This is a genomic window from Rhodohalobacter sulfatireducens (assembly GCF_022012475.1).
GTDB classification, from domain to species: Bacteria; Bacteroidota; Rhodothermia; order Balneolales; family Balneolaceae; genus Rhodohalobacter; species Rhodohalobacter sulfatireducens.
In genome coordinates this window covers 114230-134535 of record NZ_JAKLWS010000007.1, presented here as the reverse complement: position 1 = coordinate 134535, position 20306 = coordinate 114230, and the positions used below count along the sequence as shown (strand labels likewise).

Genomic DNA, 20306 nt, shown 5'->3' with positions numbered 1-20306 from the left:
AATCGATTCAATATCTACAAAAGCTAATTCATATTTCATATGAAACTTTATAAAAACGTGTTGTTGGTGCTTATTACAGTCGCATTCATCTCCTGCAATCCGGCTGATAATGAGAATAGTCAAAGAGAAATTATTGATTTTGAACCTGTTCAAGAATTTATCCTCGATGCTGATACCGGCAATGAGTTGGACGATCTATATGCAATTGTCCGGGCGGTGGTTGATGAGGAGGTTACGGTTACGGCGCTTACGTCGGCACATTTTAACAACCCACAATTGGTAACCGATTCGTTGTGGCATATCTATCCAACGGAGAATATCAATACGGTTCAGATCTCACAGGATATCAACGAGAATCTTCTTGAGACGCTGGGTAGAACTGAGATTCCTCATCCCATTGGTGCAGATCGAATGGTTGGATATGCCTGGGGATATTATGAAGGTGCTCAAGTTCCGGAATCACCGGCAATAGATTTCATTATCGAACGAGCCAGGGAACATAGTCCAAGTGAAAAATTGAATGTTGTAACTGTTGGAGCTGTGACCAATGTGGCAGCGGCATTGTTACAAGACTCCTCAATAGCAGAAAATATCCGGTTATTTGCTCTGAGTATGCGATACAATGAAGAATTCAACGCTTGGGATAAAAACTCTTTTAATGCCCGAAATGATATCAATGGATTGGACCTGATTTTGAATAATGAAGATCTTGAGTTCTATGTGATACCCGGAAATGTCTCTCGTACATTAACATTTCAAAGGCAAGAAACACTTGAAAAATTAAGCCGATGGGATCATCCAACCGTAGAGATTCTTGAACGGCGGTGGGATGAAGTCAGCGCCGGTGATAGCTGGATCATGTGGGACCTGGCGTTGGTTGAAGCTATGATTCACCCGGAATGGGCTACGTTTGAAAAGGTTGCCGCACCGCCGGAAAACGGGGGTCGCGAGATTATTATGATTTCAGATATCGATGAAGATCAAATGAGGGAAGAGTTTTGGCGTTTGATGCAGCAGCATTTTGGAGAAGAGTAAAAACCCCCAATCACAGTTCGAGCTATGATTGGGATTTGATGATAGAGCTTGGATTACACCTATAAAAAGCATTGTGCGTTTAAAAATAGACCTTATAAAGTGCCAACTGGGCTCTCAAGGTTTTATGGAAAGCAACGCTGTCAGGACCTGCGGGACGCTGACAGGTTGCTTAAAATTCAAACGCAAAAAACGCAAAAACTTATTCCAAAGTTTGAATTTTATATCCACCGCGGCGCTTGTCTCTGATAAACCAGATGATAAAGACAATGCCGGTAAAAAATGCCAGTGGTGAAACCCAGAGAAACGCCATGCGCCCACCATAGTTGTCAGCGGGAGAGAGCACAGTGCTTGCCTCATTAATGAGTTCTTGTTCCTGTTCCAGGCCGGAATCTATAAGAGCTCGCAATGCGTTTCCTGTCAGATTACCTGCGAACTCGCCATTTTCCTGGTAATATGCCAGGGCTTCCTCGGATCTTTCAAGTACATTTCTTACTTCGGCTTCGCGATATCCGAGCGCGGCTAATGCCTCCGTATTACCGGCAGCTTCTTCGGCCAACTCTACATACTCGGGAAACTCTTGTTCAACTTGTTCAAGCACTTGTACGGTCGCTTGTTCATCAAGTGCATCGGGCAGATAGCTGTCTGCAATTTCACCGATCACGGCATTCGCAACACCGCCGCCAATGAATCCCATACCCAGCAGCAGAACAATACCAAGGGAACCGGCCTTGGGGAACTGCTCACTCATCAAGCCAAGCATCGTTGGCACGAAAAAGGCGATTCCAGCAGCGTACATGGCACCGGCCAGCATCAACAGAACAATTCCGGTTTCAATAAAAGCGAACATCAACAAGCCAAACCCGGTTAGGAATGAAGCAACAAGAAGCATTCCGGGAGGAGTGAGTTTTTCGACAAATGGTTCTGCATAGAGGCGAAGCAGAAACATCAAACCGCTTATCCATACCAAAACCAAAATTCCGTGAAGTCCTGCGGATTGCAAGACGTCTGGAATCCAGCGCATCGGTCCCATCTCCATCGCAAGAGTTAAAATAGTGAGAAAGATGATCCCTAAAACAGGGAGGGTTGTGAACGTGTACTTAAATATTTCGCTGGTAGGAATACCGGCTTCGGCTGTCTCCGTTTTTGGAAATTTTCGCGGGAAGAGTAACCAGCCGTAGATCAGAATCGGGATGTAAACAATGGCAATCTGTGTTGTCCAGTGGCCAACGTCAATAGCTCCTAAATCTCCAATTTGAGTCATCACCCATCCCAGCAGGCCACCTACCACTAAACCAGCAGGATAGAAACTGTGGAAGTGATTCATTTTGGTGGTTTTATTATCCGGGTAGAGTGCAGCTGTAAGAGGGTTTCCGGCTACTTCAATCATACCGTTTCCAACGCCCATCCCTATGGCACCCAGAAATAGAATCCAGAAAGCGGATGGATCCCCCTGGAAGAAGTAACCGATCAGAAACAGTGTAACACCGGAAATATGACCAATGAATGCACCGATAGCGGCTTTTTTTAAGCCAATTTTTTCCAGTAGTGGCCCGATAACCAACAGGGAGATAGACATTCCCCACAATGCTGCACCGCCAATATACCCCACATCAGCGTTGGTTAGGATAAATTCATTCTTAAGCTGGCCAAGAATATTACTGACCAGGATAAAAGAGAAAGCTGTTGGAAAAAGTGCCAAACAGATCCCGGCGAATAGTTTTTTACGTTCTATATCATCTTTATTCATATCTACGTAGTCCCCATGTTTGTTCATGTTTGTTATTTATCAAAGCAGATTTAGATCTGAGATGGAGTTGGAAATTTACTCCAGATAGTCATCGAAGTAGTTCTGCAGATGCTTTTTTAGAGATGCACAAGCACCAAGAGAACTTATTTACTCGGGTGATAGTATTGGTTGACATCGACCCAAAACGTGTATTTGAAACATGAGCGTAGTTTCAAAAAGTTTATTTGAAGGTACCGATCACCCATTCCGCCCATTAATCTGCATATTTAAATTGATTCGTGCAAATTCTTTGATGTAGCAGATATAATTTATTGGCATCAGAGATCTATTGACTCACCGCATTTTGCGGTTTATAAAGGCCTGTGAATTATTCTCCTTTAGATTGGGGAAATGAACATAATTAGAAGGAGATGGCTCGATAGTTTCCGTTTTGATTCGAATATTCCGAAAACGGACCTGGTAATCTCCGTGTGGTACGGTAGGGCGTGAGTTACCATGCAGCTGTAGTGCGATAAATCCTTTCGTGGTTTCGTCATCTACGAGGTGGGCTGTCGGTACACCATTCACCCAAATTCGGTTGGTGTTCCCAATTGCTTCGATCCTATATCTGTTCCACTGATTATTTTTAAACGCCTTTTTGGCGGGCGAATCCTGGTCTTCAAGAATGTAGAGCCATCCTCTTCGTGCTTCATCATAAATTCCACCGCTCCATTTTTGCGGAGTGACATCCACTTCCGCCTGGTAACCGTGCACTCTGCCGTCCCTGTACTCCTCCGTACTAAGACTGCGAAACTGGATGCCAGAGTTGTGCATCAACAGATCCGCTTTTACCTCCAGCTCAAGAACAAAATCTCCGTACTGTTCTTTCGTTGCTAGGAATCCATTGGGTAAGCCGGCAATGCACGTTCCTACAATCACTCCGTTTTCAACTTCCACTTTATGCTGACCATTCAGCAGTTGCCAGCCGGTCAGATCTTTTCCGTTAAAAAGTGTCTGCCAGTTTTCATCTGAGGTATCATTTTGGGCAAAGGCAGATGTTTTTATAGAAACCGAAATCAGTATCAAGCAAAGACCGAACGAGCAAAATTTTTGTAACATATGCTTCTCCAGGGGATTGTTATGGCAAGCAAAGACTAAAGAACTTGTTCTTAATATGAAAGGGGAAGTTTTGTGTGAGGTTTTTCTTGGATCGAATAGTAGACAAAAACTTGAATTGAGTTTTAAGTTGAATGATGTGTATCTTTGAAGTCTGTTTCGGGACGTGGCTCAGTCCGGTAGAGCACTCGGCTGGGGGTCGAGGGGTCGCAGGTTCAAATCCTGTCGTCCCGACATTTAAAAGCCTTCATATAGCATTTTGTGCTATGAAGGCTTTTTTTAGTTTTGGCATTTCTAATGTTTTGACTTTAAAGTGAAGTAAGGCACAGCTAAACTTATTGCATTATTACTGAGCCTCAAAACAAATTTTAACGATTTTTTCGCATCATAAGCTCTATTATCTTGTCTGTGAATATTTCTTAAACCAAAGCATCAAAACCAATATGCCCCGTTTCCCCATCATTTTTACTTTACTACTGTCTCTGTCACTTCAAATTGTTCAAACGGCAGATGCCCAGGAGCGAACCTTCGAATTCGATCCCAATCTCGAGTATGATTCTCAGATTACATCTCCGGCTGAATTTCTTGGTTACCAACTTGGCGATGAGTATACACTTCATTCCGAGGTAGTTCGGTATTTTCAGCAGCTTGATGAGGAATCAGACAAACTCACACTTCACAAATATGGTGAAACATATGAGGGGCGGGGGCTGTATTATGCGTTAATTACTTCAGAAGAAAACCAAGACTCAATTGACGAAATTCGGAATACCAATCTACGTCTGGCGAACCCGGATGAACTGGGTGAGGAAGAGCGGAATCAGATGATAGCTGAACAGCCGGTGTTGGTTTGGTTAAGCTATAATGTACACGGAAATGAGCCTTCCAGCAGTGAATCGGCCATGCAAACAGCCTACCGAATGGTAGCTGGAATGGACCAGGAAACGGTTCAGATGCGAGAGGATGCAATAACAATAATCGACCCGATGATCAATCCCGACGGGCGTGATCGATATGTGTTTTGGTACAAATCGGCCAAAAGTCATGTACTAAATGATGATCCATACGACTATGAACATGACGAAATCTGGCCGGGTGGTCGAACGAATCACTATTGGTTTGACCTGAACCGGGACTGGACCTGGCTGGTGCACCCGGAATCACAAGGGCGAATTGCAGCGTATCGGCAGTGGTTGCCGCAAGTTCACCTCGATCTGCACGAGCAGGGATTCAACAGCAACTATTTTACTATGCCCGGCACCACTCCGCGTAACCATGAACTGCCGGATGATTATGAAAAATGGGCCGATGTTTTCGGCCGGGGCACGATTGAAATGTTTGACGAGCACAATATCAATTATGCCACTCGTGAAGCATTTGATTTCTTCTATCCCGGGTACGGATCTTCTTATCCAAGCCTGATGGGCGGAATTGGGATGCTGGCTGAGCAGGGTGGTCACAGCCGAGGCGGACGAGCTGTGGAAACAGAAGACGGGTATGTTCTCACACTTCGACAACGAATTTTTGATCACTACACCAATTCCATTGCTACGATCCGGACAGCAGTCCATAATCGAGAAGGTTTGCTCGATTACTTTTCAACATCGTTTTCTCAGGAAGCAAAACAGGGGGATGTGGAGGCCTTTGTTCTGCCTGATAATTCCAATGATTATACCTATGAGTTAGTCAATATTATGTTACAGCATGGAGTAGAAATTGAACAAGCTACCGAAGATTTCTCCGTTGATGAAGCTTACAGTTATTGGGATGGAGAATCATCCAATCGATCTTTCAATTCCGGTGATTTCATCATCAAAACGGATCAACCCAAACATATCTTTATCAATACGCTGTTTAAGCGACAGCTCGAAATTCAAGACTCTGTAATGTACGATATGTCCACATGGTCGGCTCCTATGGCGTACAATTTAGATGCAGCATGGACGAATGACGAGATTGATGTAGACACGGAATTGGTTACAGATCCACAAGTCTATCCTTCCGGTGTGAGCAATCAAGACGCCGGGTATGCTTATGTAATTGACTGGAATCAGCGATTTGCTCCCAATGCGTTATCAAAATTATGGGATGCCGGATATAGAGTTCGAAGTGCGGTCGAGCCATTTACCTTTGAGGGCCGAACCTACAGCCGCGGCAGCCTGATCGTTTTGATCGGACGGAATTATGCGAAGAGGGATCTGATTGCGGATGATATGAAGCGAATTGCTGAAGAGACATCGGTTGAAGTTGTAGGTTTTGATACAGGCCGAATGGATGAGGGAATTGATCTCGCCTCACGAGATAGTGAACCGGTCGCGAAGCCTAAAGTAGCTCTGATGGTAGATAGTCCGTTCAGCTCGTACACAGCCGGACAGATCTGGTTTCTCTTTGATAGATGGACCGATTTTGGGATCTCAAGGATTCGAACCGATGCATTGATGAGAATTGATCTTGATGAGTATGATGTGATTGTAATGCCCGGAAGCTGGGGTGGTGTTGGCGGTGCGATCGATTCAACAGCACAGGCAAAACTGAAGAGCTGGGTTGAATCGGGTGGCACATTAGTGGCAACCGAAGGAACCTCTGCCTTTTTCAGTAATGATCAATCCGGTTTTACGAATGTTGAACTCGTAAAGGATGAAGAGGAAGAGGAGGATGAGGAATCCATGCCAGAAATTGATCCTGAGGCTTATACACGATACGAAGCTCGTGAAGATACTTCGGGTCTCAAACGAATTCCAGGTTCGGCTTTCCAGGGTATGATTGACGTTTCGCATCCGCTTGCATTTGGGGTTGGAAATCAACTCTATTCTCTGAAATTTTCTGATGATGCATTCGTGCCTTCAACCGATTGGCAAACCGTGGGATATTATTCAAAAAATCAGGAAACACTTTTGGCTTCAGGATATGCGTCAAAGGAAAATATTGAAAAAGCCGCAGGACAGGCCTTTGCAGGTGTTGACGAAATGGGCTCTGGAAAAGTGGTATTCTTACTTGATAATACCCAGTACCGGATGTTTTGGGTTGGCCCCGCACGCATGATGCAAAATGCGGTTATGTTGCTGCATGATATGTAAGGGCTAGACCGTTTAAGGTTTAAAGTCTGATGTTTAAGGTTTTTATAAGACTTTGAACCTTAAACTTTGAACTTTATACCGGTACTCTGATTAGTCAATTTTTATAACACTCTTAGAAGCGATTCTTTTACTCTAAACCAAATTCTTAGATTATGCCATCATTCGATATTGTAAATGAAATAAACGCCCAGGAAGTTGATAATGCGGTAAATAACACACTGAAAGAAGTATCCACCCGGTACGATTTTCGGGGACTTCACACCGAGGTGGAGTTTGCCAAAAAAGAGAACCGGATTGATATCGTTGCGGCAGAAAGTATGAAACTAAAAGCCGTAAAGGATATGCTCATCAAGCATTTCATCAAACGAAAACTGGAACCAAAAGTTTTGGAATACGGAAGTGAAGAAGGGACCAGCCAAGGTCACGTGAAAGTGAGTGCGACTATTAAAGAAGGAATAGATCGGGAGACGGCCAAGAAAATCGTCAAGGAGATTAAAAGCCTGAAATTAAAAGTTCAACCTGCCATCCAGGATGACCAGGTTCGGGTATCCGGCAAAAAGATTGACGATCTCCAGGAAGTTATCCGGCATCTCAAAAAGAAAGACTTCGGAATTCCTCTTCAGTTTGTGAATATGAAGTAGGGCGAAGCCCATGGTTTTAGGTTTAAAGTTTAACGTTCAAGGTTGTCAAACCTTAAACAATAGACCTTAAACATTAGACCTTGAACTTTAAACCTTTGTTCGAGACACCCTATCCTCGATAAATCGAGGACTTCCCCCTGTCTGCAGAAGCTTCAGCACAGGCAGGCTCAAGGGAAGAGTTCTCTAATCTTCTTCCAATAGCCCCTTTACATAGGCGTTGTCGGGATCCATTTTGAGGGCTTGCTCGTAATAGGTTTGAGCTTTTTGGTCGTGGCCGCCTTTCTTCATCAGGTCGCCCATCAGGATCCAGTTTTCAACATCCTGTGGTTCGCTTCGGATGCGGTCTAACAGGTATGTGATCGCTTCCTGGCCGTTGCCGCTCATCAATTTATAGAGAACCAGGTTTCGATGAGCCGATGGCAGGTTGTCGAGTGATATAGCTTGGTCGAAATCTTCCTTGGCTTTCTCGAGTTCGTCAGTATTCAAAAATGCATAACCGCGAAGATTGTACAGTCGGCCGGAATCAGTTTCCAGCTCAATCGCCTCGTTGAGAGACTTAATGCTTTGCTCCCATTGGTTCAGTTTCTGCATCACTTCGCCTTCAAGCGTAAAGCCCTCTGGAGCTTCAGGCCTCATTTTTTGAAGCCGCCGTGCGATATCCAGACTTTTATCGAGGTCTTTCTCATGAAGGAGTTCATATCCTTCTTTGTGTTTCTCTTCAAAACTCATGAATTATCTTCTTTTTTAGTTTTCTCTGTAATGTCTTCAAATTCCGCGTCTTCAATATCTTCTATTCTACGCTTCCGGGAATTTGAATTACTTTGATTGTTAGGTTGATTCGTAAAATCACCAAATCGAAATTTTATCGAAGATCGTTTATTTTTTCTGTTTTTTGGGCCTTGAATTAGCCGAAATACGATATAAATAAAAAGCAGTATGAGTAACCAGCGTATCATTATGAATCGGGAATAATCTGTATGTGAGTATTGTTTCTTATCGGTTGTTCAAATATCTGCTCTTCTAAATACACAAGATGATCCGGATTGTGGAGAAAATCGACATTTGTGGCATTGATAATAATTAAAGGTGCCTTCTCATAGTGATAAAAGAAATGATTATAGGCATCGCTCAACTCTTGCAGATAATCGGGCGTTATGTTTTTCTCGTAATCCCTTCCACGATTTTCAATGTTCTCCATCAATCGATCAACCGAACTCTGAAGATAAATAACAAGATCGGGCTTTGCAGATATTCCGGTCATTATTCCGTAAATATTATCATATAAAGCCAATTCATCCTCATCCAGGTTCAATCTTGCAAAGATACGATCTTTTTCAAAGATGTAATCAGATATTATAAATTCATCAAACAGCTCTTTATTGGTCATTTTTTGCTGCTGTTTGAACCGGCTCGCTAAAAAAGCAAGCTGTGTCTGAAAGGCATAACGTTTTCGATCCTCATAAAATTTGGGTAGAAATGGATTTTCCTCAAACTTTTCCAAAACAAGCCGGGCATTATTCCTTTCCGACAACAACTGAGCCAAGGTTGTTTTACCGGCGCCGATCACACCTTCTATTGCAATAAAATCAAACTGGTTGGGCATCTTCGCTATGTTCTTTGTTGATCCGTTTGTAGCCTATTTGATTTACCAATCGTAATTTGTTTTTTGTAGATCCATTTCAGGTGCCTTATTGACAAGAGTACCGATATTTTGCTGTTCTTTCGGGTCGTTCCAATCGCTGTCAATCTCTTGCAGGGGCAACAGAACAAACAGCCGATTTTTAAATTCAGGATGTGGAATAATAAGGCCTTCATCTTGAATCACCAAGCTGCCAAAGGCTATCAAATCCAGGTCTATTACACGCGGGCCCCATCGAACCGGATTTTTCTCACGCCCACAAGTCTGTTCAAAATCCTTCACACTTTTCAATAAAACTTTTGGCTCCAAAGAAGTGAAAATTTTAGCTGCACAATTTAAAAACGTATACTTCGCACCGCCTATCGGCTCTGACTCCCAAATTGACGACTTTGTAATTTCACCCTCCGAAAGTGATTCGAGAAATTCACCCGCTTTCTGAATATATGAGAGCCGGTCGCCCATATTACTGCCAACTGCAATGATTACCGGTTCCATCTCATCGTAATTTCAGCATATTCAGCGGGCACACCGATAGGGGGATTTAGTTTACGAAGGGAGATTGTCAGTTCTTTTGTGATCGTTGATCGTTCAAATATTTCATTTCCAATTCGACTGCATAGGCTTTCTATCAATTTCTCAGATGGCCCTTTAAATACCCGTTGTGCTACCTCTTTTACAATTTCATAATTAAAGGTTTGATTGAGGTCATCATCTTTAATCGCCTCTTTAAAATTACCTTTGGCGATTACATCCAGTTCAAAATGATTTCCTTCCCGGCGTTCTTTATCGTAGTAGCCGTGTTTAGCGTAAAATTCAAGAGATTTTAGCGTAATGGTATCCAAATGCAATGGGTTGATTGATTTCTGCTGTGTAAGATAAGGAGATGTAGTTTGAGTGTCGAATGCAGAGATGAGAAATTCCAAGTACAAAATTTCAAATATCAAACATTCATTATTTACTTACAGGATAGCGCGAGCGTTCCGCTTGTGCTTGCAATAGGGGCACCCCTAGGATTCGGGGCGCCATCCGAGACGCGCTCACACGTAAATCGATATTCAGCAGTCAGTCTGTAATATGAAAAGGTTTCTCATAATTTATATAACCAAAACAGTGTAACGATTGGATGAAATTTCAGGCTGAATCAGAATCTTGTTGATCCAGGTTTTTTACCTCATCAACCTGATCCAGTTTCAGGTAATCGGTCAGCTCTTCTTGCAGATCTTCAGCGATAGAATCCGGATGAGTTATTTTTGTATAAAATACGGTAAAGTAGATCACTTTCACGGAGGTAACCATCCGCTCGAAGAAGGTACTGAACAGTTTACCTATGAAAATGGCAGCGACCAGCGGTATCCAGGAAAAAACAATTCCGTTTAAAGGAAAATCGGGATTATTGAAGTTGAACTCTTGAGACGGCATAGCATCTCCAAATAAAACACCGGCTCCAAGAGAAAGAAGTATTAAGATAAAATACACGGGCCCTACAACTCTTCGAACCACTTTACCTAAGAAATCAATGCCAAATACACCGACAAGAGTTTCCGGTACCTGGTCTTTTAAATTTTTCATTTTTTCAACTGCCGGTTTGATATCCAGCTTGTCGATTGCAACCGAAGGGAGCAGGTAGTGATTGATTAAATCCCAAACTTCTCCCAGTCCGGAGATAATGAGATTAATGATACCACTCATTAGGCCCTGTTTACCCGTTGATTTTGATTTATTTGCGATCGCCATCCCGATATCAATCCAGGCCATTTTACGAACTTGAGACTTGAGCTCTTTTGAGATCGAAACGCTTTCTTTATAAGAGGGATCGTGGCCTGTGATGGCTTCATAAACAATCCAGCTCATTCGGATCTCCTGTTTGTTGAAATAGAAATACTTGTAGAGAAACAGGAGTATAGCGAAGAAGAAGAGAAGTCCGGCAAATGGAAGATCATACCAAAAGCTAAAAACGAAATAGAAAAAGAATGTGACCATCAGTGCTGAATAAATCATCATTCTGTAAAACGGCTTTATGATATCATCATCCCTGCCAATTACAACAAAGGTATTTTTAAAGAGATGGAAAACGGAGGTCATCCGGTTTTTGAAAGATAGTTTATCGAATGATTGAGCTGTTTTGTGAAAATCAAAACTCATGCTGAAAGTTATGGTTAATTAAGGGTTGTTAAGATTTTGATTGAGCGTAAAAAAAGAGCCGGCAAATATAGTAAATAAAGTCTGATCACGGCCCTGTAATCTAAATGCGAAAGAATTGGTCGAATAAGCCCGAATATGAAAATTTTTTTGAACTTAATTTCAAACGGTTACAAAATCTTTACGTCTAATAAACAAGAGAAACAAGAAAACACCAACAACAGAGGCGAGAATTATGAAAACTATAAAAAAAGCAATTTTATTAGCGTTATTTGTATTGATGAGTACACTTTCACAAGTGGTGGCCCAACCGATGAACCGGGCAGGGCTCAATGCTCCTGGAATTCAGTATTTGATTACAGAGTATGGTGATGAGTTAGAATTGACCGACGACCAAAAGAGTGAACTGATTGCTCTGCAACTTGAACACAGAAATGAGTGGAGAGCTGATAACAGGGAAATGTTTCAAAACAGGAGAGGTGACTTTCGAAGAGGAAAACGTGACGGACGACAAGGCCCGAGAGGTCAGGGATTCAGAAATGCCGATCCTCAGTTTATGCAAGCCCGAACAGAAGCCCGGATGGAAATGAGGCAGGAAGTGATGGACATTCTAACCGGTGAACAGCAAAATCTGCTTCAATCCAATATGATTGAAAAAGCTGAGAAAGCTCATGAATTTCGTACATTGCGACATCAGTCTATGGTAGATGAAGCCGGTATTGAAGGCGAGAAAGCTGATCAGGTTTTAAATTTGTTGAATGCCCAAAGCGCCAACAGGTTAGAACTGGATAAGCAAAGAGTTCAAAATCCAACAGAGGTTGCTCAAGAGTTGTGGACAGATCATTTCGAGAAAATGAGAGAAACCAATGACCAACTTCAAAGCATATTGACGGTCGATGAATATCAGGAATTACGTCAACATATGGGATTTGGCAGACGTGAAAACGGAAACCGCGGGCTTCGCAGATGGAGCCAATAATTCGGTATGGAATTGTCCGTGTGGTACGGAATGGAAACCGTGGAGGCGTTAAGGGATGGGCAGAGATGATTGGTTTGAAAAACAGATCGATGAGCTTTATCCCCGCCTCCACCGATCCATGAAAGCGTATCTTGCGGGTTCAGGTGTTGAAGCGGAGGATATTTTGCAGGAAACATTTTTGAAGGCTTATAAAAATATCGACCAGTTTGAAGGCAATGCCAACATGTATACCTGGCTCTATTCAATTGCAAGGAATAAGTGCATTGATGAGTTTCGAAAGCGAAAATATGAATCAAATCGGAGCTCCATTCCTGTTGAAGAGTATAACATTGAATCCGACGAATTTAAATCAAAGGATCAGCAGGAAGATACTGAACTGCTGAAAGAAGCAATCTCCGAATTACCGGAGTTATTGCGAAGCATTGTTGTTATGAAATCGATAGACGGACTTACATATCCTGAAATTTCGGATGTAACAGGAGTTAATGAGCAAACTTTAAAAAACAGAATGTTCAGGGCTCGAAAGCAGTTAGCAGACATTTTAAAAAAGATGGGGGTCAATCAATCATGAAAAGAGAAGAACTGGAACGGTTGATTATAGACGCCTCCGATGGCGTGTTAAGTTCGAAGCAGATACAAAAGCTGGAAGTTGAACTTCAAAATCATCCCGACCTATTAGAAGATTACCGGGCAATCATGAACTTGCCGGATTTAACCAACTTGTATCAAATAGATTCAAAACTAAGTCAGCACAAATCATCCATCCGGTCAATCAAACAGGGAATTCGGGATCTATCCGGCCCCGGAGAATCCTTTGAGATGGTTACCCTGGATTGGTTCAGGCGCTATGCACTTGCTGCCTCAATCGCCATTTTTGCAATCACATCGGTATTCTCAATGGTTCAATCGCAGGATACAGAAACCGATTCCGAATTAATCGCGGAAGAATATTTTTACCCGGCAGATGAAAATACAACAGACAGTTATGTTCTCTACCTGGAGGAAATGGCTGAAGAATAAAATTCAATGATATGAATATTAAAAGTAAAGCATTGTTGGCCTATGTCGTGATCTTTCTTGCAGGAGGAGCATCAGGCTATTTTTTAAATGAGGCTGTAAGTCCGGGATTTACATCAGAAAGTTTTGAGCGGGGGCCCGGAATGAATGACGATTTACCCTCTCCCGGAGAAGAGGAGATCCCACAAAAAATTAAAGACTTCTTCATTGACCGACTGGACCTTCGTGACGATCAGATAGATCCATATTTTACCGTTCAGTCTGAGCATATGCAGAAGGTATTTGACGTGCTCAGAGAAAACAGAAGGAATGAAAGAGACACTCTGCGCCAAATGCATTCAGACTTTATTAATGAAATTGATGAGATCCTGACAGCCGATCAAATAGAGAAGTTAAACAGTTTTGCTCATCCTGATTCAGTACAGCAACGCCGAATGGAACGGCAACGACACAGACAGGGGAGGCGGAGGTAACGGAGACCATTTATTGACTTCCCCCCTTGTTTCAAAAAATGCGACGATTTTGATGACGGATATTTAAGCTTCAACTACAGGGTCCAAAAGCTTATCTATTGAATTCAATAATTCAGCTTTTGAAATTGGTTTTGTGAGAAGGTCAGAAGGATTCATTGACAGCGCTTCATCGTGAAGTTCAGATTTGGTTAAAGCTGTAATGAAAATAACCGGCGTTGAATGAACTTGTCTCACCGTTTTCATAGTTTCAATGCCATTTATGTCACCATTGATAAAAATATCCATCAGAATAATATCCGGCACGTCAACTTTTAATTGTTCAAAAACTTCCTCACCAGACCGGCAAACACCAGTAACTGTATATGCCTCACTCTCAAGCATCTTTTTTACAACCGTAGACTGAATGTGACAGTCTTCGACTATTAATACACGTTTCATAGAAAATTTATTAAATCTGACAGTAGAATTTTTTTGTCTTGATGCAAAAAACCAACGTATTTAAATATTAATTCTAATGTAATAAAAGCGTTTAAAATTTCACAAAAAGTAAAAGCAAAGTAGAAATATCTTAAAAAGTAATAATATCTTTCATTTTTAACAGAGACTTTCAATCCACAAATTCCCGGCTGATAAAATCGCAATAACCCACATCACTGGATGAATTTCATCGAAATTGCCTGAAACAGATTTCAAAAGAGTCCAAAACAAGAAGCCAAATGTAAGCCCCATGCTGATGCTGTAGGTGAGCGGCATCAGGATGATGATCATAAATACGGCCACTGTATCCGCCCAATGTTCCATCGGGATTTTGGTGATATTTTTGAACATAAATATTCCAACCGCTACCAAGGCGGGAGCTGTTGCATAGGAAGGTACAATACCGATAATTGGAGTGAGAAAAAGGGCAGCAAGGAACAACATAGCAACTGTGAATGCAGTTAAGCCGGTTCGCCCTCCATCCTCAATTCCCGAAGCCGATTCGATATAGGTCGTTGTTGTACTGGTTCCCATCATTGCTCCAAAAACTGTTGCGATCGCATCAGCGCTAAGCATTTTATCAATTTTTTGAATGGTTCCATCCTCCTCCACAAGGTCCGATTCATAGGAGCAAGCGACGAGTGTACCAACAGAATCAAACAGGTCCACAAACATGAATGAGAATATCGCTCCGATGAGTCCCCATGAGAGTGCGGCTGAAATGTCGAGTTGAAATGCAGTCGGTTGAATGGATGGAGGCATTGAGTAAAAGGATTCGGGCAGAGAGGCTTCACCGAAAAATATTGCCAGGAGCGTAGTGGAAAGAATCCCGATAAGAATGGAGCCTTTCACCTTTTTGGATTCCAGGATCAGAATGATTGTCAATCCCACCAGGCCCATTACTGCTTCTGTAGAAAAATCACCAAGGGCAAGCATCGTGGAATCATCAGGTACAATGAGGTTCATATTTTGGAACCCGATGAAAGTAATAAACAAACCGATCCCGGCCGGTATGGATAATCGAAGTGAAAGTGGAATTGCATTGACAATTTTTTCACGAAAACCAACGAAAGTTAAAATCAGAAAAGCAACCCCTGAGATAAAAACAACCCCCAGGCCCGTCTCCCAGTTGATTCCCTCTCCAACCACAAGAGAGTAGGCAAAGAAGGCATTCAGCCCCATACCCGGCGCCATGGCCAATGGAACTTTTACCCAAAGTGCCATGAGCAGAGTTCCAAATGCTGCAGCTAATGCTGTGGCAGTAACCACGGCATTAAAATTCATCCCGGCATCTGATAAGATCATCGGATTCACGAACAGGATATAAGACATCGTAAGGAAGGTGGTAATACCTGCTCCAATCTCTTTTGAGATAGACGATGTTTCAGAATTGAATTGGAAAATTCTAGTTAGCATGAAGGATATTTAATCATGGAATTTCAATTTTACGCTCAACTTTTTAAAAGATTTAAGATAGAATAGTCAAAATAATGAATCATAAGCCAAATAATATTAGATATTTAAACAGACGATGTATTCCTTCTATTTTTGCATGTTCTATTTTAGAATGATTGCATTTTTTCGTATTAATAACTTTGTTCAAAAGGGGTAGTTAACAATATCAGTTTGTGTTTATGGGACTTAAAGAGACGATTTCTAATTGTTTGGGCGAAGAAGTTTCAAGAAAAGATTTAAAAAAGTTGATTAAAAAATGCCATAGCATGGCGTTGGCATATCTTCGAATGAAGGCAGCTTCCAATAAATTATACATGATTCGAGGCGAAAGGCTGGAAGACTTAGCCTGGGATTTTATTGCAGAACTATTCGAGAAAGACGATAACGACTGCCTGGTAAAACTTCAGGAATACTTTGATGATATAAGTTTGGAAGATCTCAATCATTCCGAGCTGATTATAGAACTTCGAAAACTTGTATTTACAAAAGTTGAGGATAATATTTTTAGGGCAGTGGGGGAAAAAGATCCGTCACTTCGTAAAATCATTCGAAATTTAAAACTGGCCATCAGAGATTGTGATAGCGACCATAGGGTTAGCTATGAGCAGGGATTTATCATTGTTGATAAGCACGATAGAGATAATTTACCGGTGATGCCTTCTGAGTTTATGCAAATCAGGTTATCCTCTCGGTTGGAAGATAAAATGCAAATTCCTGATATACTGGCCGATGCTATTGATGTGCTTTTAAAACAGGATAGATATCAAAAGAAAATATCCCTCGTTTCTTTGGCATCAGTTATTCGGTTGACTTTTGTGAATTTTCATGAAACGACAACAGAAAAAAAACAGCTTAATGCAGATGAGTCGATAATTACCACAGAATTTCAAGAATTTTTGGATGAAAGTGTTGAAATGGTTCGAACAAGTACGGGATTCTCTTATGTACGGAAAGGAAAGATAAGCGAGGATCAATTGGATATGTATATGAACGCTGCAAAAGATATTGTTAATGACTACTTTAACAGCGGCAAATCTGAATCGTCGCAATTCGAATATTTAAAAAACTATATGCCTGAACTAGAGTATGATGATTTCAGATCTAACAATCGCCAGGTTTTGGAATATCTGGTGAAGCTCATTAGAAAAGACCTGATTGAAACATTTAAGGAGGACTGGTCTTAAATATTTTGCAGAGTTAAAGATATGCGAGGAATTTTATATAAATTAAAGACTATTTGAATATTCCTACCGAAAAAAATATCGAAACATACATTCTTAATCGGACAGCTTTAACCGAGAAAGAACAAGAATGGATACAGGATTGGATTCAGAAGGATGAAGAGGTACGCCTTCTTGCGGAATGGTTCCGGGTATTTTATAAAAAGATGGACCATATTGAATCTGTTCAAGAGAGGCCAGATCTTTTAACATCAATTATAGAGTTGGAACCTGCTCCTCAAAAATCTAAATACTCAGGTAACGTCTTTGTACTTGCAGCTCAAACTCCTGTTGCAGATCGAAGGAAAAAGACCCTGAAAACAATTCGTACATTTGTTTCAGAGGAACATAAAACTCTCATCAGGATTTTACATAACAGCTCTAAGAATCAATTCAAGCTGCATGTAATTTCTGAGTTTCTACAGGATGATGATATCGTACTGATCGATGTTGGGGATCAAAATAATAAAACTCTTGTTAGTGATCCCGGTGGAACATTCGTAATTCCGGATCAAGTTTTTCCTGAGAATACAATTAAAAACTGGCAGAAGTGTGAGCTGCACCTGCCAATCTCAAAAATCAGAGTTTTTAGTAATGGTGAGCAGGGTACATTGAACTTTGATACAACAGAAGCACATTTTGAAAGAGAGGAACTCAGCTTACAAAAGAGTGGGGATAAATTGCAGGTCTCATTTAATTGTTCAGTAGAGAGAATCCCGGACAAGATGGTAATTTACGTTGGTGAAAAATCCTCAATGTGGCCTGTTGAAAATGGAAAATGCACGATAGCGATTCAAAATTTATCAAGCCCTGTTTCCAGTCTTTTCTTCTATAAATGATTTATTATCGCCACCATGCCAGATCCGATTCAAGTAGAGAGGGATTTCCAAGAGTTAATGGAGTATTTTGATTCTGTTCCTTCTATTCGTCGCAGGCACCAACTTTTCTTTGATTTTTTATCCTCACTTGAAGGAGAGTTCAGAAAATATGAATCGTATATCCTTCAGCTGTTGGATGACTTACCTGAGTTTTCTAGCCATTTGTCCTGGAGTGGGATCGACCCGGTTGATATTGAGGGCAACCTTTCTATGTTGGAAAGAATCCAATCAGAAATAGAATTATCAGAAAAGAGTGATCACTATTCCAACATCAAAAGAAATCTCCATGAGGTATCTTTACTGCTGCAAGTTTGCCTTGGAAATATTGAAAAAGCAGATGCGTATCTTCATAAATTAACCGGTGTTTCATTCTCAGGGCCAAGCACTTCTATGCAAGCAGACAAAGAATGGAATCAACCTATCAACCGACTCCATGAAAAGCTTGAAGCAGTACTGAAACAGAACCAAAAGCGGTCCATTGAGCAAATAAAATCACTTCAGAGATTATTTAAAGAGACATCAGCCCTTATAGAATGCAAGGACTGGAATATACTCGTGCCCGTTGCTGAGAAATATGATAAAGACCAGGGCAAAAACAATGGATTTGGCCGTTTACGAAGTATGACTATGGAGCTTTATGGTGAGTCGGAATCAAAAACAAATGATGAGCTGATTTGGGCGACCCATATTTATGGTGCAGAAGTTCCCTCTTTAGGACAGACTACAGTTCCTGTCAACGCATCCAGGAAGTTGTTTGAACTTTCAGGATTCGAGCGAACAGCTGGGAGATACTATCGTGGTGGGTTAAGATTCGAAATTTCAGCCGCCATACACAATGGGAAATCAGCCAATCTTGCCATAGCGGCTTTGTGGTACTCGATTTTGTTGAAAGCAAGCGGACAAAGAGAACGTTACAGAATTCATTCCAATATCGCTATAACAGGTGATATTGATGAAAATGGGATCGTTCAATCTGTTGATGAAACCAGTATACACCTGAAGGCAAAAGCCGTTTTCTTTTCCTGGGCATCTATAGTTGTAATACCGGCTTCGCAAAGGACACCATTTGAGGATGAAATAAACAGGTTAAAAGAGAGATATCCTCAACGAACTTTGGAGGTGATAAGTGTAAGTCGGTTGGCGGAGATCTTTTACGATCGCAGGGTGGCTGAGCATACAGTCCAGGGGCGAATCCCCTACATGATGAACCGCTTAAAAAATGAACATTCCAATTTTGTACTTATTCCAATAATAATCGTTTTATTGTTGATTGTTGCCCGGTTGATTTATGGTCCGATAGACAAAAATCCACAGAATATAACGTATGAGGACAGTTTTTTAATATTGCAAAACCAAAATGGTATAGAGGTAAAAAGACTGGAAGTTGGAGCACAGACGGTTTCATATTACACAAGCAGCAATGGGGAAGTCCATCCTGGTACAATTGCGGCAAATCCACTTGCCATTCTTATCGATATTACCAACGATGGTTTCAATGAGGTTATATATGGAAGAAGAGATCGTCTAAGTCAGTCAAACAGGGAAATTTCTGAAATATCTGCATATTCAGTTAGTGGAGATTCTTTAATCTGGAATCGTGAATTGATACTTAATTATGATTTTCCAAGACAATCAGGAGTTACACAACAAGAGATGTTGATTCGGGAAATGGGGCTGGTGGATACAAAAGAAGGGCCAAAGGTAGTTGTAAATGCAAATTCATTTTACTATTTCCAAACTATTTTATACCTGGTAGATGTTGTCACCGGCGAAATAGATGCGGAATATCTGCACATAGGCCATGTGAGAGATATGATTTTGCAGGATATAAATGGTGATAATCAAGCGGAAATCCTATTCTCAGGAATCAACAATGCCTACTGGTTGGCTGCACTGGGAGTTTTGGATATTGATACCTTTCATGGACACTCGCCACTAACCAAAGATTACAGACCTACCGGGATTGAACCCGCAAGTGAGTTACATTACATTTTAATTCCAAAAACAATCGTAGCGGAGTATACAAGCCCTTTAATGAAATATAATGAAGCTAAAAATTTATACTACGATGCGGCGAACAAAACAATCAGAGCACTCGTTGAAGAAGCTCGAATTCCATTCAGAAAAGAGTTTGGGGATGTCATGGTTTCAATAAGTTTTGAAAATGATCTAAAACCTATTGGCGTAGGTACAAGCGATGTGTACGATATCGTTGCCCGGCAACTTTATGAAGAGGGGGAAATTCCGGAAATTCCCGATTTTGATTACTTTCAGGCTTACAAAGATTCCATCCTCTATTGGACAGGAGAAGAGTTTTTATTAGCTGAGGAGTATTTTAACGAAAACTAATATTAGTCCAAAAATATTATATGCCAGACCCGATTCAAATTGAAGAGAACTTCCAAGATTTGTTTGGGTCATTTGGTTCCACACC

General features: G+C 41.3%; 19 protein-coding genes and 1 tRNA gene. 11 read left to right on the top strand and 9 right to left on the bottom strand.

Annotated elements, in window-relative coordinates:
* The first annotated feature begins 39 nt into the window (after window positions 1-39).
* Window positions 40-1035: a nucleoside hydrolase gene (locus L6773_RS07885; protein ID WP_237853326.1), complete on the top strand. Its 996-nt coding sequence runs from the start codon at window positions 40-42 to the stop codon at window positions 1033-1035.
* Window positions 1036-1234: 199 nt separating this feature from the next.
* Here the strand turns inward: L6773_RS07885 and L6773_RS07880 are convergent, their stop codons facing one another.
* Both L6773_RS07880 and L6773_RS07875 read right to left on the bottom strand, forming a co-directional pair.
* Window positions 1235-2809 (bottom strand): MFS transporter, encoded by a 1575-nt coding sequence (locus L6773_RS07880; protein WP_237853325.1) that lies wholly within the window; start codon window positions 2807-2809, stop codon window positions 1235-1237.
* A 306-nt stretch (window positions 2810-3115) separates the two neighbouring features.
* Entirely contained in the window at window positions 3116-3880 is a 765-nt protein-coding gene (locus L6773_RS07875; protein ID WP_237853324.1) for a 3-keto-disaccharide hydrolase, read from the bottom strand.
* A gap of 157 nt (window positions 3881-4037) precedes the next feature.
* Between L6773_RS07875 and L6773_RS07870 the strand changes: the two genes are divergently transcribed.
* The 3 genes from L6773_RS07870 to L6773_RS07860 all read left to right on the top strand — a co-directional run bounded on the left by L6773_RS07870 (window position 4038) and on the right by L6773_RS07860 (window position 7595).
* Window positions 4038-4111 (top strand) — tRNA-Pro (locus L6773_RS07870).
* Window positions 4112-4320: 209 nt separating this feature from the next.
* The gene (locus L6773_RS07865; protein ID WP_237853323.1) at window positions 4321-6954 is read left to right on the top strand and encodes a M14 family metallopeptidase; all 2634 of its coding nucleotides are present in this window, start codon (window positions 4321-4323) and stop codon (window positions 6952-6954) included.
* A gap of 152 nt (window positions 6955-7106) precedes the next feature.
* Entirely contained in the window at window positions 7107-7595 is a 489-nt protein-coding gene (locus tag L6773_RS07860; RefSeq protein WP_237853322.1) for a YajQ family cyclic di-GMP-binding protein, read from the top strand.
* A gap of 183 nt (window positions 7596-7778) precedes the next feature.
* Here L6773_RS07860 and L6773_RS07855 read toward each other — a convergent pair whose 3' ends face one another.
* The 5 genes from L6773_RS07855 to L6773_RS07835 form a co-directional block, all read right to left on the bottom strand.
* Window positions 7779-8324 carry a tetratricopeptide repeat protein gene (locus L6773_RS07855; RefSeq protein WP_237853321.1) on the bottom strand — a complete coding sequence of 182 codons (546 nt, stop codon included), beginning with the start codon at window positions 8322-8324 and terminating at the stop codon, window positions 7779-7781.
* Between the two features lie 226 nt (window positions 8325-8550).
* On the bottom strand, window positions 8551-9198 hold the full coding sequence (locus tag L6773_RS07850) for a deoxynucleoside kinase (RefSeq protein WP_237853320.1): 648 nt from the start codon (window positions 9196-9198) through the stop codon (window positions 8551-8553).
* 42 nt (window positions 9199-9240) lie between these two features.
* Window positions 9241-9729, bottom strand: coding sequence for a 2-amino-4-hydroxy-6-hydroxymethyldihydropteridine diphosphokinase (folK, locus tag L6773_RS07845; RefSeq protein WP_237853319.1), 489 nt, complete (start codon window positions 9727-9729; stop codon window positions 9241-9243).
* A complete protein-coding gene (folB, locus tag L6773_RS07840) occupies window positions 9717-10157 on the bottom strand; it encodes a dihydroneopterin aldolase (RefSeq protein ID WP_237853318.1) in 441 nt (146 codons plus the stop codon). The genes folK and folB overlap by 13 nt, the downstream gene beginning before the upstream one ends.
* Before the next feature lie 208 nt (window positions 10158-10365).
* Window positions 10366-11376 carry a hypothetical protein gene (locus tag L6773_RS07835; RefSeq protein ID WP_237853317.1) on the bottom strand — a complete coding sequence of 337 codons (1011 nt, stop codon included), beginning with the start codon at window positions 11374-11376 and terminating at the stop codon, window positions 10366-10368.
* 232 nt (window positions 11377-11608) lie between these two features.
* On the opposite strand from L6773_RS07835, the gene L6773_RS07830 reads away from it, so the two are divergent.
* The 4 genes from L6773_RS07830 to L6773_RS07815 are packed head-to-tail and all read left to right on the top strand — an operon-like array spanning window position 11609 to window position 13842.
* The gene (locus L6773_RS07830) at window positions 11609-12352 is read left to right on the top strand and encodes a Spy/CpxP family protein refolding chaperone (RefSeq protein ID WP_237853316.1); all 744 of its coding nucleotides are present in this window, start codon (window positions 11609-11611) and stop codon (window positions 12350-12352) included.
* A gap of 55 nt (window positions 12353-12407) precedes the next feature.
* Window positions 12408-12923, top strand: coding sequence for an RNA polymerase sigma factor (locus tag L6773_RS07825; protein ID WP_237853315.1), 516 nt, complete (start codon window positions 12408-12410; stop codon window positions 12921-12923).
* Window positions 12920-13372 carry a hypothetical protein gene (locus L6773_RS07820; RefSeq protein WP_237853314.1) on the top strand — a complete coding sequence of 151 codons (453 nt, stop codon included), beginning with the start codon at window positions 12920-12922 and terminating at the stop codon, window positions 13370-13372. Before L6773_RS07825 ends, L6773_RS07820 begins: the two co-directional genes overlap by 4 nt.
* A gap of 11 nt (window positions 13373-13383) precedes the next feature.
* Window positions 13384-13842: a hypothetical protein gene (locus L6773_RS07815; RefSeq protein WP_237853313.1), complete on the top strand. Its 459-nt coding sequence runs from the start codon at window positions 13384-13386 to the stop codon at window positions 13840-13842.
* Window positions 13843-13905: 63 nt separating this feature from the next.
* On the opposite strand, the gene L6773_RS07810 is transcribed toward L6773_RS07815, so the two are convergent.
* On the bottom strand, window positions 13906-14280 hold the full coding sequence (locus tag L6773_RS07810) for a response regulator (RefSeq protein WP_237853312.1): 375 nt from the start codon (window positions 14278-14280) through the stop codon (window positions 13906-13908).
* Between the two features lie 156 nt (window positions 14281-14436).
* Window positions 14437-15735, bottom strand: a complete 1299-nt coding sequence (locus L6773_RS07805) for an NCS2 family permease (protein WP_237853311.1) — start codon at window positions 15733-15735, stop codon at window positions 14437-14439.
* Window positions 15736-15953: 218 nt separating this feature from the next.
* Here L6773_RS07805 and L6773_RS07800 point away from each other — a divergent pair, with 218 nt between their 5' ends.
* Genes L6773_RS07800 through L6773_RS07790 form a run of 3 tightly spaced genes read left to right on the top strand, consistent with a single transcriptional unit; the run spans window position 15954 to window position 20221 of the window.
* Window positions 15954-16958 carry a hypothetical protein gene (locus tag L6773_RS07800; RefSeq protein ID WP_237853310.1) on the top strand — a complete coding sequence of 335 codons (1005 nt, stop codon included), beginning with the start codon at window positions 15954-15956 and terminating at the stop codon, window positions 16956-16958.
* Window positions 16959-17011: 53 nt separating this feature from the next.
* Complete coding sequence (locus L6773_RS07795; RefSeq protein WP_237853309.1) at window positions 17012-17833, top strand: hypothetical protein; 822 nt, start codon at window positions 17012-17014, stop codon at window positions 17831-17833.
* A 15-nt stretch (window positions 17834-17848) separates the two neighbouring features.
* Entirely contained in the window at window positions 17849-20221 is a 2373-nt protein-coding gene (locus L6773_RS07790) for a hypothetical protein (protein WP_237853308.1), read from the top strand.
* Window positions 20222-20306: the final 85 nt, after the last annotated feature.

What these genes read in the sequence shown, in the direction of transcription:
- L6773_RS07885 (WP_237853326.1), top strand. Translation starts at nt 40, where the DNA reads ATGAAACTTTATAAAAACGTGTTGTTGGTGCTTATTACAGTCGCATTC.
- L6773_RS07880 (WP_237853325.1), bottom strand. Translation starts at nt 2,809, where the DNA reads ATGAACAAACATGGGGACTACGTAGATATGAATAAAGATGATATAGAA.
- L6773_RS07875 (WP_237853324.1), bottom strand. Translation starts at nt 3,880, where the DNA reads ATGTTACAAAAATTTTGCTCGTTCGGTCTTTGCTTGATACTGATTTCG.
- L6773_RS07865 (WP_237853323.1), top strand. Translation starts at nt 4,321, where the DNA reads ATGCCCCGTTTCCCCATCATTTTTACTTTACTACTGTCTCTGTCACTT.
- L6773_RS07860 (WP_237853322.1), top strand. Translation starts at nt 7,107, where the DNA reads ATGCCATCATTCGATATTGTAAATGAAATAAACGCCCAGGAAGTTGAT.
- L6773_RS07855 (WP_237853321.1), bottom strand. Translation starts at nt 8,324, where the DNA reads ATGAGTTTTGAAGAGAAACACAAAGAAGGATATGAACTCCTTCATGAG.
- L6773_RS07850 (WP_237853320.1), bottom strand. Translation starts at nt 9,198, where the DNA reads ATGCCCAACCAGTTTGATTTTATTGCAATAGAAGGTGTGATCGGCGCC.
- folK (WP_237853319.1), bottom strand. Translation starts at nt 9,729, where the DNA reads ATGGAACCGGTAATCATTGCAGTTGGCAGTAATATGGGCGACCGGCTC.
- L6773_RS07835 (WP_237853317.1), bottom strand. Translation starts at nt 11,376, where the DNA reads ATGAGTTTTGATTTTCACAAAACAGCTCAATCATTCGATAAACTATCT.
- L6773_RS07830 (WP_237853316.1), top strand. Translation starts at nt 11,609, where the DNA reads ATGAAAACTATAAAAAAAGCAATTTTATTAGCGTTATTTGTATTGATG.
- L6773_RS07825 (WP_237853315.1), top strand. Translation starts at nt 12,408, where the DNA reads ATGGGCAGAGATGATTGGTTTGAAAAACAGATCGATGAGCTTTATCCC.
- L6773_RS07820 (WP_237853314.1), top strand. Translation starts at nt 12,920, where the DNA reads ATGAAAAGAGAAGAACTGGAACGGTTGATTATAGACGCCTCCGATGGC.
- L6773_RS07815 (WP_237853313.1), top strand. Translation starts at nt 13,384, where the DNA reads ATGAATATTAAAAGTAAAGCATTGTTGGCCTATGTCGTGATCTTTCTT.
- L6773_RS07810 (WP_237853312.1), bottom strand. Translation starts at nt 14,280, where the DNA reads ATGAAACGTGTATTAATAGTCGAAGACTGTCACATTCAGTCTACGGTT.
- L6773_RS07805 (WP_237853311.1), bottom strand. Translation starts at nt 15,735, where the DNA reads ATGCTAACTAGAATTTTCCAATTCAATTCTGAAACATCGTCTATCTCA.
- L6773_RS07800 (WP_237853310.1), top strand. Translation starts at nt 15,954, where the DNA reads ATGGGACTTAAAGAGACGATTTCTAATTGTTTGGGCGAAGAAGTTTCA.
- L6773_RS07790 (WP_237853308.1), top strand. Translation starts at nt 17,849, where the DNA reads ATGCCAGATCCGATTCAAGTAGAGAGGGATTTCCAAGAGTTAATGGAG.